Annotated in this window: 15 protein-coding genes and 1 tRNA gene; 7 read left to right on the forward strand and 9 right to left on the reverse strand. The window is 67.9% G+C overall.

The features are described from left to right. A partial coding sequence (gene hrpB, locus RT513_RS19865) for an ATP-dependent helicase HrpB (protein ID WP_313534412.1) occupies positions 1 to 1,339 on the reverse strand: 1,339 nt, incomplete at its 3' end. Then, complete coding sequence (locus RT513_RS19870; RefSeq protein WP_290684723.1) at positions 1,339 to 2,067, reverse strand: DUF3108 domain-containing protein; 729 nt, start codon at positions 2,065 to 2,067, stop codon at positions 1,339 to 1,341. The genes hrpB and RT513_RS19870, both read right to left, overlap by 1 nt. A gap of 107 nt (positions 2,068 to 2,174) precedes the next feature. Between RT513_RS19870 and meaB the strand changes: the two genes are divergently transcribed. After that, complete coding sequence (meaB, locus tag RT513_RS19875; RefSeq protein ID WP_290684725.1) at positions 2,175 to 3,206, forward strand: methylmalonyl Co-A mutase-associated GTPase MeaB; 1,032 nt, start codon at positions 2,175 to 2,177, stop codon at positions 3,204 to 3,206. On the opposite strand, the gene RT513_RS19880 is transcribed toward meaB, so the two are convergent. From RT513_RS19880 to RT513_RS19895, 4 genes are read right to left on the reverse strand one after another with little or no spacing between them, the layout of a single operon-like run. Continuing rightward, the gene (locus RT513_RS19880) at positions 3,175 to 3,630 is read right to left on the reverse strand and encodes an NUDIX hydrolase (protein WP_290684727.1); all 456 of its coding nucleotides are present in this window, start codon (positions 3,628 to 3,630) and stop codon (positions 3,175 to 3,177) included. The genes meaB and RT513_RS19880 overlap by 32 nt on opposite strands. Positions 3,631 to 3,637: 7 nt before the next feature. After that, positions 3,638 to 4,159 (reverse strand): GNAT family N-acetyltransferase, encoded by a 522-nt coding sequence (locus RT513_RS19885; RefSeq protein WP_290684729.1) that lies wholly within the window; start codon positions 4,157 to 4,159, stop codon positions 3,638 to 3,640. Then, positions 4,149 to 4,391 (reverse strand): NfeD family protein, encoded by a 243-nt coding sequence (locus tag RT513_RS19890; RefSeq protein WP_088215031.1) that lies wholly within the window; start codon positions 4,389 to 4,391, stop codon positions 4,149 to 4,151. Before RT513_RS19890 ends, RT513_RS19885 begins: the two co-directional genes overlap by 11 nt. Positions 4,392 to 4,410: 19 nt before the next feature. Next, positions 4,411 to 5,262, reverse strand: coding sequence for an SPFH domain-containing protein (locus tag RT513_RS19895; RefSeq protein ID WP_409518434.1), 852 nt, complete (start codon positions 5,260 to 5,262; stop codon positions 4,411 to 4,413). Positions 5,263 to 5,463: 201 nt separating this feature from the next. On the opposite strand from RT513_RS19895, the gene RT513_RS19900 reads away from it, so the two are divergent. Further along, complete coding sequence (locus tag RT513_RS19900; RefSeq protein ID WP_290684734.1) at positions 5,464 to 6,717, forward strand: DNA polymerase IV; 1,254 nt, start codon at positions 5,464 to 5,466, stop codon at positions 6,715 to 6,717. 89 nt (positions 6,718 to 6,806) lie between these two features. On the opposite strand, the gene RT513_RS19905 is transcribed toward RT513_RS19900, so the two are convergent. Further along, on the reverse strand, positions 6,807 to 7,385 hold the full coding sequence (locus RT513_RS19905) for a hypothetical protein (RefSeq protein WP_290684736.1): 579 nt from the start codon (positions 7,383 to 7,385) through the stop codon (positions 6,807 to 6,809). Between the two features lie 18 nt (positions 7,386 to 7,403). Continuing rightward, on the reverse strand, positions 7,404 to 8,276 hold the full coding sequence (locus tag RT513_RS19910; RefSeq protein WP_088214836.1) for an N-formylglutamate amidohydrolase: 873 nt from the start codon (positions 8,274 to 8,276) through the stop codon (positions 7,404 to 7,406). A 139-nt stretch (positions 8,277 to 8,415) separates the two neighbouring features. Here RT513_RS19910 and RT513_RS19915 point away from each other — a divergent pair. Together RT513_RS19915 and ykgO are read left to right on the forward strand one after the other, a co-directional pair. Beyond that, a tRNA-Val gene (locus tag RT513_RS19915) sits at positions 8,416 to 8,490 on the forward strand. Between the two features lie 65 nt (positions 8,491 to 8,555). After that, positions 8,556 to 8,681: a type B 50S ribosomal protein L36 gene (ykgO, locus tag RT513_RS19920; RefSeq protein WP_035712875.1), complete on the forward strand. Its 126-nt coding sequence runs from the start codon at positions 8,556 to 8,558 to the stop codon at positions 8,679 to 8,681. 162 nt (positions 8,682 to 8,843) lie between these two features. On the opposite strand, the gene RT513_RS19925 is transcribed toward ykgO, so the two are convergent. Further along, on the reverse strand, positions 8,844 to 10,583 hold the full coding sequence (locus RT513_RS19925; RefSeq protein WP_290684744.1) for a glucan ABC transporter ATP-binding protein/ permease: 1,740 nt from the start codon (positions 10,581 to 10,583) through the stop codon (positions 8,844 to 8,846). Between the two features lie 155 nt (positions 10,584 to 10,738). Here RT513_RS19925 and guaB point away from each other — a divergent pair, with 155 nt between their 5' ends. From guaB to RT513_RS19940, 3 genes are all read left to right on the forward strand, one after another. After that, on the forward strand, positions 10,739 to 12,187 hold the full coding sequence (gene guaB, locus RT513_RS19930) for an IMP dehydrogenase (protein WP_088214838.1): 1,449 nt from the start codon (positions 10,739 to 10,741) through the stop codon (positions 12,185 to 12,187). 2 nt (positions 12,188 to 12,189) lie between these two features. Beyond that, positions 12,190 to 13,344: an RsmB/NOP family class I SAM-dependent RNA methyltransferase gene (locus tag RT513_RS19935; RefSeq protein ID WP_290684747.1), complete on the forward strand. Its 1,155-nt coding sequence runs from the start codon at positions 12,190 to 12,192 to the stop codon at positions 13,342 to 13,344. A gap of 39 nt (positions 13,345 to 13,383) precedes the next feature. Next, positions 13,384 to 14,070: hypothetical protein (locus RT513_RS19940; RefSeq protein WP_313534419.1), on the forward strand; the 687-nt coding region annotated here is incomplete at its 3' end.

Consider the following 14,070-nt stretch of genomic DNA (forward strand, 5'->3'; position numbering starts at 1 on the left):
CCCGCAGGGGATCCCGCGCGGCCATCAGCGCCGCCAGCGGTGCGGCCTGCCTGCCCGCGAGCCGCAGCATGTGGCCAAGGCGGGGGTGCAGCGGTATGGGCGCGAGTTGCCGCCCGTGCTCCGTGACGCGGCCCGCGTCATCCAGCGCCCCCAGATCCTGCAGAAGTGCCCGGGCTTCGGCCAGCGCAGGGGCGGGGGGCGGTGTCGGGAAGGCCAGCCCGCCTCCGTCCGGCGCACCCCAGAGCGCCAGTTCCATGGCGAGCGGGGCGAGGTCGGCCGTCTCCATCTCCGGCGGTGGAAAGGCGGGGAGCGCGCCCTCCTCTCCCTTGGCCCAGAGGCGGTAGCATACACCCGGTGCCACGCGTCCTGCCCGGCCCCGGCGCTGCTCCGCCTCCGCCCGTGTCACCCGCTCCGTCACGAGGCGGCTCATGCCCGAACCGGGGTCGAACCGTGCCCGCCGCGCCCGGCCCGCATCCACAACGACACGCACGCCCTCGATCGTGAGGGAGGTTTCCGCGATGGCGGTGGAGAGCACGATCTTGCGCCCCTGCGTGGAGGGAGCAATCGCCGCGCGCTGCTCCGCAAAGGGCAGCGCCCCGTAGAGCGGGCGCACCGTGGCGCCCGGAATGTCGAGCAGCGCCGCGACCTGCCGGATCTCCCCCTCGCCGGGCAGAAAGACGAGGATGTCGCCCTCTGTCTCCGCTGCCGCCTGTGTGACGAGCGCGGCAGTGGCATTCGCGAGGCGGGTTCCGGCAAGAAGCGGGGCGGCGAGCCAGCGCGTCTCGACCGGAAAGGCCCGGCCCTCGGAGGTGACGAGCGGCGCGTCCTCCAGCAGCCGCGCGACAGGGGCTGCGTCCAGCGTCGCGGACATCACGATGACGATGAGATCGGGGCGCAGGGCGCTCCGCGCCTCCCATGTCAGGGCAAGGCCCAGATCCGCGTTCAGGGAGCGCTCGTGGAACTCGTCGAAGATCACGGCGCCCACGCCGGACAGTTCCGGGTCGGACTGGATCATGCGGGTGAGGATCCCCTCCGTCACGACCTCGATCCGGGTCGTCGAGCCGGTGCGGCTTTCGCCCCGGATGCGGTAGCCGACAGTTCCCCCGACCGCCTCCCCGAGCGTCTCGGCCATGCGTTCGGCGGCCGCGCGGGCAGCAAGGCGGCGGGGCTCCAGCATCACGATCCGGCCCGTCACCTGTGACAGCAGGGCCAGCGGCACCCGCGTGGTCTTGCCCGCGCCGGGCGGAGCCTGAAGGACGGCCCGGCCCGCCGTCGTCACTGCCTCCGCCAACGCGGGCAGGACGGCGTCGATGGGAAGCGGTGACCAGCCCTCTCTCATCAGCGCCGCGTCAGCACCGCCGCGCCATAGAGCGTGTCCATGCTGATCTGTAAGACCTGCATGACACCTTGACCGGCCGGCGTATAGGTCATGGTGAAGTTGAACACGGTCTTTTCCGCCATTTCGCGATCCGAGAATCCTGCCACCCGCTCATAACGCCCCGTGCAGAGGATGGCATCCCCCTCTGCGCGCGGATTGGAGAGCGTGACACGGCTCCGGCGTTTGCCGTCGAACATGAAGCCGTCGTATTTGCACACTTCCGCCGCAGGTGTGGGGCGCAGGCCGATCCAGATGGCCGTCAACGGGTCGATGGTGCCGCCCTGCGTCGCAGGATCGACGCTATTGCCCCGCCGGTCGCGTTCGGGCGGATCATCTTCCACCACCTGCGGCGTGCCCCCCTGATAGCGCATGACGGAGCGGGACTTCCGCTTGCCGGTATCGGCATCCTCCGTATAGCGGGAAGGGGTATAGCGCCCGCCGTTTCGCGTTCCCTGCACCTGCGCATCATAGCGCATGGTGCGGAAGAGACCGACCAGCCCCGCGCTCTGAAGCCGCCCGGCAACGGAATAGCTGCCCGCCGTCTCCTGCCCCGTCATGGACAGCGTCGCGGCGGGAATCCCCCGGATCCGCAGGTCGAAGGTGCTGCTCACCTGCTGCGCCATGGCGGGCGCGAGGGGGAGGGCCATCAGAAGGGCGGCGGCGAGGGCGGTGCGGACGGGCAGTGGCATGGCATGTTTCTCCGGTTCGGACTGGACATATAACCCTGCCCTTGGGCAAGTAATCCCCGCGGCAGCCGGAAATGTGGTCCGCCGCCGAAACCTGCCGAAGGGATGCGATGACAGTGCAGACGACTTCCGCAAGGCGCGGCCCCGTCGGGGCAGGCGAAATCAGCATGCTCGCGACGGGCGTTCTCTCGGGCGATCGCCGTGCGCTGGCCCGGGCGATCACGCTGGTGGAAAGCCAGCGCGCCGATCACCGTCTGCTGGCGGAGGACTTGCTCGACCGGCTGGCAGGGAGCGGGCGGCAGGCGCTGCGGCTCGGCCTTTCGGGCACGCCTGGGGTGGGCAAATCCACTTTCATCGAGAGCTTCGGGTTGCGGTTGACGGAGGAGGGCAAGCGGATCGCCGTGCTGGCCGTCGATCCGTCCTCCGCGCGGACGGGCGGGTCCATCCTTGGCGACAAGACGCGGATGGAACTTCTGTCCCGTGATCCGAACGCCTTCATACGCCCCTCGCCCAGCCGCTCCGAACTGGGCGGTGTGGCCCGCCGCACGCGGGAGGCCGTCGCGCTTTGCGAGGCTGCCGGGTTCGACGTGGTTCTGGTGGAGACGGTCGGCGTCGGGCAGTCGGAGACGATGGTGGCGGAGATGACCGACATCTTCGTCCTGCTGCTGGCCCCGGCAGGAGGGGACGAGCTTCAGGGGGTGAAACGCGGGATCATGGAGATCGCCGACCTGATCCTTGTGAACAAGGCGGATGGCGATCTGAAGGCGGCGGCGACGCGGACCTGTGCGGATTACGCCGGTGCCTTGCGTCTGCTGCGGAAGCGCCCGCAGGATCCCCCCGGGTATCCCAAGGCGCTGACCGTCTCTGCCCTGGAGCAGGCGGGGCTGGCGGAGGCCTGGGAGGAGATCGGGGCGCTGGCGCGCTGGCGGCAGGAAAGCGGCTGGTGGACCGAGCATCGCGCCACGCAGGCCCGCCGCTGGTTTGAGGAGGAGGTCCGCCTTGGCCTCATCGCGCGCCTCTCCGCCGATCCCGCCGTGCGGGCGGAGCTGCTGGCCTTGGGACAGGCGGTGATGGAGGGCCGTGCCGCCCCCGCCCGTGCCGCCCGCGACCTCATCGACCGCTTGTCGCAGCCTCCGGCCTGAACCCCGCGGCAAGGCAGTCCGCAACCCGCGAACGGAGCACGGGCACGGCCTCCGGGTGGGTCAGGAACACCGCGACCGGCATCAGGCGCCATTCCTGCCCCTCATCGCCGAACCGGATTGCTGCCACGTCCTCCGCGGTGAGCGCTCCGGCAAAGAAATGCGCGGGCAGCAGGCCCGGGCGCGGGTGAATGCGGTGCCACCGGAGCCGCGGGGGCGGCAGGCGGATACCGAACTCCTCCTCCAGCTCTCGCAGTACGCATGCCTCCGGCGTCTCGTTGCCTTCCCGGCCCCCGCCGGGAAGATCCCATGCGCCCGGCCATGGCAGGTCCGGCCGGTCATCCCGCCGCATCACGAGCAGGTCATCACCCAGAAACAACGCGATTTTCGCGCCGTCGAAAGGGGCACCCGCCTGGCGGCCCGTCATCGGCCGATCATGCGGGAAGGCCGAAGGCGGGGTGATAAAGCGCCTTGCCCTTGGGGGGAGGTGTCCAGATCGCGCGGACGAGGACGTGTTCGGGCGGGATGCCGGGAACCGTCACCTGCGGGGCCTCGACGAAGCCGAAACGGCCATAGTAATCCGCGTCTCCCACCACGACATAGCCCGCCGCATCCTCATCCAGACGGGCGAAGGCCGCGCGGATCAGCGCCGTGCCGATGCCCTTGCGTTGCAGGTCGGGGCGGACGGAGATGGGGCCAAGGCCCAGCCAGACGGAGCCGTTGGCCATGGTGACCGGCGAAAACACCAGATGTCCGATGATGCCGCCGCCCGCCTCGGGGGTCCGGTCCTCGGCCACGAGGGAGGAGAGGAGAACGCCGTCGGCCCGGAGATCGTGCACGATCTGTGCCTCGTTCCCTGCGCTCTGCGGATGCCCAGCGAAGGCGGCGGTGATCAGGCGGTCGATGGCATCCACATCGTCGGGTCGCTCCGGGCGGATGGCGAATTCAGTTGTCATTGATGTCCCGCTTCCAGATTTTCACCTCGCTCCGCCGCCCGAAGATCCGCCTGAGCAGCAGCCACCCGGCAAGGGACAGGAACGCGAAAAGGAGCCAGATTATCGCCGTTCCCCCGAGCGAGGGAAAGAGCAGAAGGGCCAGACCCGTCAGCATCCCCCCCATGGCGAAGCCGAGGAACACCCAGCCGGGGATCAGCACCTCCACGCCCGCCAGCACGATGGCTCCGATCATCCAGACCCACCAGGCCACGTCACCCGCGCCCCTTCAGCATGCGGAAGGCGTTGGCGAAGGCCTCCACCGCGTCGGCAGGCAGGACGACGGTCTGATTGCCCGCACCCTTCGCCATCGTCGCCAGTGCCTCCACCTGTTTCAGCGCGACCTGATACTGCGCGGCCTCCAGCCCGTTGTCGGCAATGGCGCGGGCGACGACCTCCGTCGCATAAGCCTCGGCATCGGCACCGATCCGGCGCGCCTTTGCCTGCTGCTCCGCCGCATAGAGATCGGCATCCGACGCCAGTTCCACCGCGCGTTTGCGGCCTTCCGCCTCGGTGACCTGCGCACGGCGCGCGCGTTCGGCGTTGAGCTGCTGGAGCATGGCGGCGCGCGTGGCATCGTCGAGGTTGACATCGAGTATCTCTGCCCGCGTCACCTCGATTCCCCAGTCGTCCACGATATTGGCCAGCGACTCGCGGATTTTCTCGATCAGGCGGGCACGGTTCGACTGCACCTCGTCCAGTTCCATCGTGCCGATCTCCGCCCGGACGATCCCGGCGACGGTGGTGGCGATGGCGGCATCCACATCCCGGATGCGATAGACGGTCTTTTCCGGCTCGATGATGCGATAGAACACGCTGGTTTCGACCTGAAGGAGCACGTTGTCCGCGGTGATCGCATCCTGCCGCGCCACGGGAAGCTGCCGCTCCAGCACGGAGATCTTGTGCGCCACACGGTCGAGGAAGGGCACGATCAGGTTGATCCCCGGCCCGAGAACGGCATGGAGCCGCCCGAACCGTTCCACCACGTATTTCTCCGACTGAGGCACGATCCTGACCCCAAGGAAGATGCACAGGATGACGAAGGCGGCAATGCCGATCATCACCATCTCACTGCCACTCAGCCTGTCAGGAAACATCCCGCCCTCCGCTTTGGTGTGCAGAGAGTTGCCGCAATCGCGGTCCGCGGCAAGGGTCCAAAGGCCCGACCTGTGTTTCGGGGGAGCAGGACGCGCATGTGGTCTGCCGGCCCGGCGATGGGGGCTATTCATCACCGGGCGCCCGCGCGATAATGGCGCAGGAGGCCCGAGATGCCCGCATTGTGCCGCGATTGCCTCACGCCCTTCGACGCGGGCCGGCGATGTCCGGCCTGCCGGAGCGAGCGCGTGCTGTCGCATCCCGAACTTTTCACGCTCTCCGTCGCGCATATGGACTGCGACGCGTTCTACGCCAGCGTGGAGAAGCGGGATGATCCGAGCCTCGCCGACCGTCCGGTGATTGTGGGCGGCGGGAGCAGGGGCGTGGTCTCCACCTGCTGTTACATCGCGCGCATACAGGGCGTGCGGTCGGCCATGCCCATGTTCCGCGCGCTGAAGCTTTGCCCCGACGCGGTGGTCATCAAGCCGCGGATGCAGGTCTATGTCGACGTCTCCCGCAGGATCCGCGCGATGATGGAGGACCTGTCCCCCGCCGTGCAGCCCCTGTCGCTGGACGAGGCATTCATCGACCTCACCGGGACGGAACGGCTGCATCATGCACCGCCCGCGGTGATGCTGGCGCGGCTCGTGCGGCGGATGGAGGTGGAGCTTGGCCTGACCGGCTCCGTCGGCCTGTCGCACAACAAGTTTCTCGCCAAGATCGCCTCGGACATGGACAAGCCGCGCGGGTTCTCCGTGATCGGCAGAGCGGAGACGCTGGATTTCCTCGCCGATAGGCCGATCCAGCTCATCTGGGGCGTTGGCCCCGCATTTCAGGAGGCGCTGGAGGGCGTGGGCATCCGCACGTTCGCAGACCTGCGCCGCTGGAGTCGGGAGGACCTCTCCCGCCGCTTCGGCCCTTCGGGGGAGCGGCTCTGGCATCTGGCCCGCGGGGAGGATCACCGCCCCGTCACGCCGCATGCGCCGGTCAAGTCCATCTCGCGGGAGACGACGTTCTTCGAGGACATCTCCGACCGTGACCTGCTGGAGGGCCATCTGTGGCGATTGGCAGAGCAGGTTTCCGACCGGACCAAGGCACGCGATCTGTCAGGGCGTACGGTCACGCTGAAGCTCAAGCGCCACACCCATGCGATCCTCACGCGGAGAGAGACGCTCCGCGAGCCGACCCAGCTTGCCGACAGGATCTACCGCACGGCGCTGGAGCTTATGGCCCATGTGAAGGACGCGGGGCCGTTCCGCCTGCTGGGTGTCGGGCTCAGTGATCTCATGCCTGCGGGCAAAGGCGATCTGACCGTCGATCTCTTCGATCCGAGCGCCGCGCGGCGGGAACGGGCGGAGCGCGCGACCGACAGCATCCGCGCGCGGTTCGGACAGGACGCGATCATCCGGGGCAGGGCGCTTCGTTAGCCTCCCGCCGCAGGCGATCGGATGCGAAGGGTCAGAACGGGGGGCGCGGGGGGCGTCCCCCGCGCCTTGTTCCCCATCTGCTGTGGCTGTCAGGCGCAGAACATCCGGCTCACATAGATGCGGTCCTTGCCTGAATTGTAATAGCAGTAGCCGTTTTCGTTCCGCTGGTACCGGCGCGCCGTCGTATCGGACTTATCCCGGTTCTGCTGCAGCGTTTCGCCCCAGGCACAGGCGAAGCCATCCCCATCGGGATCAAGCCCATACGTGTCGCGTTCCGGCCCGCCTGCCGCCAGAAAGACCCGCTGTGCCGCGGCGGGAGAGGTGAACTCCCCGCAACTCCGCTTCATTCCCGGCTCGCCCGGGCGGGGGAAGCGCGGCTTGCCCACGGCGCTTGCCGAGATGTTGCCCAGATGCCGCCCTCCGAAGCGCATCTGCCCGCGCGCGCCCAATTCGGCTTCCACCATCATCAGATCGGTTTCGGACGGCGGCTGTCCCTGCACCTCCCAGAGCCGGAAGATCGGCAGGCGCTCATAGCGGGCCGAGAGGGTGGCAGGGTCCGGCCTTGCGGGCGCACAGGCGGCAAGGCCGAGCAAGGCCAGAAACGCGAGCCTTTTGGCGGGACGGGGGAAAGCGCCGGCCCGGCGGGCCGCACGGCAGAGAGATGGCATGGGTGTGTTCCTGTCCGGCTATTCCGCGGCGTGTCGCCGCTCGCCTCCAGCAAAATCGCTGGCGCCTGCCGCGATGCCCGCGGCTACCCTGTCGATCAGCGTCTGAAAAACCGGGTAATCGTCGCTTTTCCTGAGGGTGCGTTCGTTCATGTAAAGCCCACGGTCCACTTCGATCTGGATCACGTGCCGATTGCGCGTGGGATTGCCGTAGGTCTGGGTGATGTAGGCCCCGGCGAACGGCATGTTGCGCAAGACCCGTAGGCCCTCTGCCGCCAGCAGCGATTCGACCATCTCGACCAGCCGCCCGTCGGCGCTCGAGCCGAACCTGTCGCCTAGTACCACATCGGGACGACGCCCGGCGGCGGAGAAGTGATTCTCCACGGCCTCCCGCGGCATGGAGTGGCAATCGATCAGCAGGGCCGTGCCGAAGCGGGCGATCGTCCCCTCCACCAGTTGCCCCAGGCGCGTGTGATAGGGCCGCCACCAGAGCTGGATACGCTCCTCCGCCGCGCTCCGCGACATCTTGCCGGAAACGATGGCCCGCCCGCCCGCGACGACCCGGGGAATCACCCCAAGACCCGATGATATGCGGGGATTGTGCGCGACATGACGCACCCCTTCGATCAGGGCGGGGTCGAGTTCGTCGCTGTTGCGGTTGAGGTCGATGAAGGCGCGCGGCATGGTCGCGGCGATCAGCGGCGCCCCGTGCAAAGGCGCGCAGGACCACAGTTCATCCACGAAAGCATCCTCGGAAGACCGGATCGCGCGTCCGTCGAGCAGCGATGCATTCAGGAACGCATCGGGATAGTGTCTCCCGCTGTGAGGCGAGGAAAACACAACCGGCGTGGTCTGCGTGGAAGGCTCCGTCAGGATATAGGGGGCAGGGCTCATCGCGGTCTCCATCAAAAACGAATATAGTGCGATGCAGGTTCTGTCCAAAAGCCCTTGAACACCTTCGCGAGTCCTTTTATAGACCCGCCAACCGACAAGGACCGCCGGTTTCGCAGGAAGCTGCGGTCAGGGTCGGGTGGGGCGCGTAGCTCAGCGGTAGAGCACTACGTTGACATCGTAGTGGTCACAGGTTCGATCCCTGTCGCGCCCACCATTTTCACCGCCCATATGGGCAATCTGTTTCAAGGCGCACGCCGCGCCGCGAATGGGAGACGACCGATGAAGGTCCGCAACTCGCTCCGCTCGCTCAAGCAGCGTCACCGCGATTGCCAGATCGTGCGCCGTAAAGGCCGCGTCTACGTGATCAACAAGACGCAGCGCCGCTACAAGGCCCGTCAGGGCTGAGGCGGGAGCCACAGGACAGAACATGAGCGGCCGCCGGGAAACCGGCGGTCGTTCGCTTTTCCGGGCGGGGATGGCCCGCCCTGCAGAGGGGCGGGGAAAAGCGCTTGCCCTTGCCGCACCTCCGGTCGAAGACGTTGGGGGCCGTGCTTTCAGCGCAGGGCGCTACTCCTCCTTGGGTTCGACGATCTCACCTTCCTCCACCAGATGCTGGAACAGTCCACCCGCATGGGCGAGGTCGTGGAACTTGCCGTCCTCCACGATCCGCCCCTGATCGAGCACGAGAATCCGGTCCGCATTCGCAACGGTGGAAAGCCGGTGAGCGATGACGAGCGTGGTGCGGTTCGCGCGGAGCTTGTCGATCGCCCGCTTGATCTTGGCCTCCGTTGCGGGGTCGAGGGCGGAGGTCGCCTCATCCAGAATGAGAATCGGCGCGTTCTTCAGCACCGCGCGGGCAATGGCGATCCGCTGGCGCTCGCCGCCCGAGAGCGCATTCCCGCGCTCGCCGATCACGAAGCCATAGCCGCCGGGCTTGCGTGTGATGAACTCATGCGCCTCGGCCAGTTCCGCCGCCTGCTGCACCTCCGCATCAGTGGCGCCGGGCCGGCCGATGCGGATGTTCTCGGCGATGGAGCGGTTGAACAGCCCGGCCTCCTGGAACACGACGGCCACGTTGTCGCGGAGGGATGACAGGGTGATGTCGGCGATATCGCGGCCATCGACGGTGATGGTGCCGGAATCGGGTTGCCGCAGCCGCTGGAGCAGGGCGAGCGTCGTCGTTTTGCCGGAGCCGGTCGGGCCGACGAGGGCCACCGTCTGCCCCGGCAGGGCCTCAAAGGTCAGGTCGAAAACGCCCTGATCGCTGTCGGGGAAGCGGTAGGTGACATGGTGGTAGGCCACGTGGCCAAGCACCAGACCCACCAGCGGTGTCGCGTCGGGCGGGTCGATCACGTCGGCGCGGGCGTCCAGCAGCTCGAAATAGCTGCGGATCACCGGCGTCTGTCGAACCACGGTCGAGACGAAGCTGGAGAGCCTGTCCAACTGCCCGACCAGCAACCCCGCAAAGGCCGCGAAGGAGACGATCTGCCCCACGGTGATCTCTCCCCGCTGGGCCAGCACCGCGCCCACGCCGAAGATCACCACCATGGTGATCGTCGCCGCCGCGCGGGTCAGCACGGTCATCAGCCCCCACCATGTCAGCACGGGATACTGGGCGGAGAGCAGCGTGTCGATCAGCCCGCGCATGGCCTGCATCTCGGACGCGAAGCGGCTGTAACTCTGCACCACGGTCACGTTGCCCAGCACATCGCCCACCCTGCCGAACAGACTGCCGGAATTCTTCTCCACCTCCGCCTGGCCGATGCGGGTTTTGCGGATGACGAGCACGTTCAGCACCAGATAGACGATCCCCAGCAGCGCCAGCACTCCCGCCATGGTGGCGTTCAGGCGGATTGCGGCGGGGATCATCAGCAGGATGCCCGCCAGCGCCGTCAACTGCTCCCGCAGCACGCCCAGCCAGACGACGAAGAGCGCATCCGTCCCCGCAAGGATGGAGCGCACCACCGCTCCGCTGCCCTTCCGCGCGTGATAGCTGATGGGCAACGTCATGGCGGTGGAGAACGCATCCCCCAGCGCCGCCATCCGCCGGCGATGCGCGAGCCTGTCCGACGCGATGGCGACGACCGCACCCGCCACGATGCCGAACAGCCCGAAGGCCGCCCAGATGCCGATGAGCTGAAAGGCGTTGGACCCTTCGGCCAGCCGGTCCACCATCCGTCCGAACAGGATCGGCTCGGCAAGCTGCACCACGGCGAGGATCACCCCCGACAGCGCCAGCGAAAGGGCGAGCCAGCGTTCCGGCAGCAGGAGCGCGATGGTCCTGCGGTAGATTTCCTGCGGCGTCATCCTGTCCCGTTCCTGCGCGTTGCGACGTTCCGTCGGGATGTCTTGCGCATCATGCCCCCGGCGACCATCTGCGTTTTATCCTTTTCTTCTCCCGTTCGGCGTGAAATAGGGAAGCGCCAAACGATCACTCCCCCCGCCGCCCTAAGGAGGTCTCCATGGAGATTCGTGAGGCTCTCACCTTTGATGACGTATTGCTGGTTCCCGCCGCGTCCAGCGTGTTGCCGTCAGATGCCGATACATCCACCTTCGTCACCCGCAGTGTCCGGCTGAACATTCCGCTGCTCTCCTCCGCGATGGATACCGTGACGGAGGCCCGCATGGCCATCGCCATGGCGCAGGCGGGCGGGATCGGCGTGATCCACCGCAATCTCGGCATCGATGAGCAGGCCGATCAGGTCCGCCGGGTGAAGCGCTTCGAATCGGGCGTCGTCTACAAGCCGATCACCCTCACCCCGGATCAGACGCTGGCCGATGCGAAGGCTTTGCAGGAGCAATACAACGTCACCGGCTTCCCCGTGGTGGACGGGGAGGGGCGCGTCGTCGGCATCGTGACCAACCGCGACATGCGCTTCGCCTCCGATGACCGCACCCCGGTTCGCGCGATGATGACCGCCGACAATCTCGCCGTGCTGCGGGAGCCTGCGGATCTCGATCTCGCCAAGAGCATGATGAAGGCGCGGCGGATCGAGAAGCTGCTGGTCACCGACGGTCAGGGCAAGCTCACCGGGCTGCTCACGCTGAAGGATACCGAAAAGGCCGTGCTGAACCCGAACGCGACTAAAGATTCGCTGGGCCGCTTGCGCGTGGCCGCGGCGAGCACGGTGGGCGATGCGGGTTTCGAGCGCTCGGCCGCGCTGATCGACGCGGGCTGTGACCTGATCGTCATCGACACGGCGCATGGGCATTCCATCTCTGTCGCGCAGGCGGTGGAGCGGGTGAAGAAACTCTCGAACGAGGTGCAGGTCGTCGCGGGCAACGTCGCCACGGCGGAGGCCACGCGCGCGCTCATCGACGCGGGGGCGGATGCGGTGAAGGTGGGCATCGGCCCCGGCTCCATCTGCACCACGCGCATTGTCGCCGGTGTCGGCGTTCCGCAGCTCACCGCCATCATGGATGCGGCCGGGGCTGCCGGCGGCGTGCCGGTCATCGCGGATGGCGGCATCAAGTTCTCGGGCGACTTCGCCAAGGCGATCGCGGCGGGCGCCTCCTGCGCCATGGTGGGCTCGGCCATCGCAGGAACGGATGAAAGCCCCGGCGAGACGATCCTCTACCAGGGGCGGTCCTACAAATCCTATCGCGGCATGGGCTCTCTCGGCGCGATGGCGCGGGGGTCTGCCGACCGCTACTTCCAGAAGGACGCGGCCTCCGACAAGCTGGTGCCCGAAGGGATCGAGGGGCAGGTGCCCTACAAGGGCACGGCAGCTGCGGTGATCCATCAGCTCGTCGGCGGCCTGCGTGCGGCGATGGGCTATACCGGCAACCGCACGATCGAGGAGATGCGGACCAACTGCAGCTTCGTCCGCATTACCGGGGCTGGGCTGAAGGAAAGCCACGTGCACGACGTGCAGATCACCCGCGAGAGCCCCAACTACCGGATCGGCTGACCGTGACGCCCGTCGCCCGAATCGCTGCTGCCATCGCAGTGCTGGACGAGATCCGCGCAGGCGATGCCGCAGAGCGCGCGCTCACCAACTGGGCGCGCCGCAGCCGTTATGCCGGTTCAGGGGATCGGGCGGCGGTCCGGGACCATGTGTTCGATGCGCTCCGCTGCCGGCGGTCCTTCGGCTGGCTCGGCGGTGGAGAGGACGGGCGCGCGCTCATGCTGGGCGCCCTCCGCGCCGGGGGGGAAGACCCGTCGGTGATGTTCACGGGCGAGGGTCACGCGCCCGCCCCGGTGACCGCAGATGAGGAAGAGCAGTCTCTCGCCACCGCGCCGGAGGCCGTCCGGCTGGATGCGCCGGACTGGCTGGTGCCTGATCTGCAATCCAGCCTCGGTGATGATTTTGCCCCGGTGATGGAGGCCCTGCGCCATCGTGCGCCGGTGTTCCTCCGTGCCAACCTCGCCCGTACGACACGGGAGGAGGCGGCCCGTACCCTGGCGGAGGAGGGGATCGAAACACGCCCCTCGCCGCTGGCCGAGACCGCTCTCGAAGTCACGGCCCGTGCCCGTGCCGTCTCCGGTTCCGCCGCTTATCGTGATGGGCTGGTGGAGCTGCAGGACGCTGCCTCCCAAGCCGTGGTAGAGGCGCTGCCGAGGGGGGGGCGTGCCCTTGATTACTGCGCGGGCGGCGGGGGCAAGTCGCTCGCTCTAGCGGCGCGCGGGGCAGAGGTCTTTGCCCATGACGCCGACCCCGGACGGATGCGCGACCTTCCCGCGCGGGCAGAGCGTGCGGGCGTCCGCATTACCCAGTTGCAGGCGATGGATCGCGCCGCTCCCTTTGACCTCGTGTTGACGGATGTTCCCTGTTCCGGTTCGGGAAGCTGGCGCCGCGCGCCGGAGGGGAAATGGCGGCTGACGGCAGATATGCTGGAGCGGCTGGAGCAGACACAGGCCGTCATCCTTCGCCGCGCTGCCCCGCTCGTCGCTCCGGGGGGCGTGCTGGCCTATGCCACCTGTTCGCTGCTCGAGCGGGAGAACGCCGCCCAGATCAGGCGCTTCATGGCCGAGGGCACGGGCTGGCATCTCGCGGAGGAGCACCGGTTCACGCCGCTCGACGGTGGCGACGGTTTCTACCTCGCCGTGCTGCGACACAAGCTATAGTTGAAGAATCCACGATTAACCGGATTTTAACCCTCGTCGGTGTCCAAAGGGGTGTGGCGGCAGGGGGTGAAGGTGTCGGGGCAGCGGATCGGGATCATGGAGCGGACGGGGCTTTGGCAGACGGGCCTGTTGGCAACGTTCGGACTGCTCGCCTGGGCAGGGGGGGAGGTTCTCCACACCCGGCCCGGCGTTCTGCATGCGGTGGCTGCCGCGCTTGGGCTCGTGGCGATGATCTTCGCTGCGATGACCGGGGTTCGGTTGCTTCAGAAAGGCCAGCGTCGCCAGTGGCTCATGCGCCTTCCGGGGATGGAGGCAGGTCCGGCCGCGATCACGGATGAGAGGGGGCGGATCCTCTCGGCGAACACAGCAGCCGGCACGGGCGAGACGCTTGTGGAATTGCTCCATCCGCTGCTGCTTGAGCCGCAGGCCGCCTGGGCACGGCTTGCCTCGGGGGGGCACGCGGATTTCCCGACTGCGCGCGGAACGCTCCGCCTCACTGCGCTTCCTCTGGATGCCGGGCTGACGCTGTGGCGCTGGAAGGATGGACTTGCCGATACCCTGCCGCTCCCGGCCTGCACCCTGGCCGCCGATGGGCGCGTTCTGCATGTCAGCCCCACGCTCCGGGAGCTTCTGGGGCTGCGCCCGTCACGGATCTCCGACATGTTCGCGACACTGCGGATTCCAATGAAGTCGGCCAGGGATTCCGGACTTCTGCCGGCCAGTCAT

The organism is Haematobacter sp. (assembly GCF_032102465.1).
GTDB lineage: Bacteria > Pseudomonadota > Alphaproteobacteria > Rhodobacterales > Rhodobacteraceae > Haematobacter.

Bases quoted from the DNA above. Each gene is read 5' to 3' on its own strand.
- RT513_RS19870 (WP_290684723.1), bottom strand. From the start codon at position 2,067: ATGCCACTGCCCGTCCGCACCGCCCTCGCCGCCGCCCTTCTGATGGCC.
- meaB (WP_290684725.1), top strand. From the start codon at position 2,175: ATGACAGTGCAGACGACTTCCGCAAGGCGCGGCCCCGTCGGGGCAGGC.
- RT513_RS19880 (WP_290684727.1), bottom strand. From the start codon at position 3,630: ATGACGGGCCGCCAGGCGGGTGCCCCTTTCGACGGCGCGAAAATCGCG.
- RT513_RS19885 (WP_290684729.1), bottom strand. From the start codon at position 4,159: ATGACAACTGAATTCGCCATCCGCCCGGAGCGACCCGACGATGTGGAT.
- RT513_RS19890 (WP_088215031.1), bottom strand. From the start codon at position 4,391: ATGATCGGAGCCATCGTGCTGGCGGGCGTGGAGGTGCTGATCCCCGGC.
- RT513_RS19895 (WP_409518434.1), bottom strand. From the start codon at position 5,262: ATGGTGATGATCGGCATTGCCGCCTTCGTCATCCTGTGCATCTTCCTT.
- RT513_RS19900 (WP_290684734.1), top strand. From the start codon at position 5,464: ATGCCCGCATTGTGCCGCGATTGCCTCACGCCCTTCGACGCGGGCCGG.
- RT513_RS19905 (WP_290684736.1), bottom strand. From the start codon at position 7,385: ATGCCATCTCTCTGCCGTGCGGCCCGCCGGGCCGGCGCTTTCCCCCGT.
- RT513_RS19910 (WP_088214836.1), bottom strand. From the start codon at position 8,276: ATGAGCCCTGCCCCCTATATCCTGACGGAGCCTTCCACGCAGACCACG.
- ykgO (WP_035712875.1), top strand. From the start codon at position 8,556: ATGAAGGTCCGCAACTCGCTCCGCTCGCTCAAGCAGCGTCACCGCGAT.
- RT513_RS19925 (WP_290684744.1), bottom strand. From the start codon at position 10,583: ATGACGCCGCAGGAAATCTACCGCAGGACCATCGCGCTCCTGCTGCCG.
- guaB (WP_088214838.1), top strand. From the start codon at position 10,739: ATGGAGATTCGTGAGGCTCTCACCTTTGATGACGTATTGCTGGTTCCC.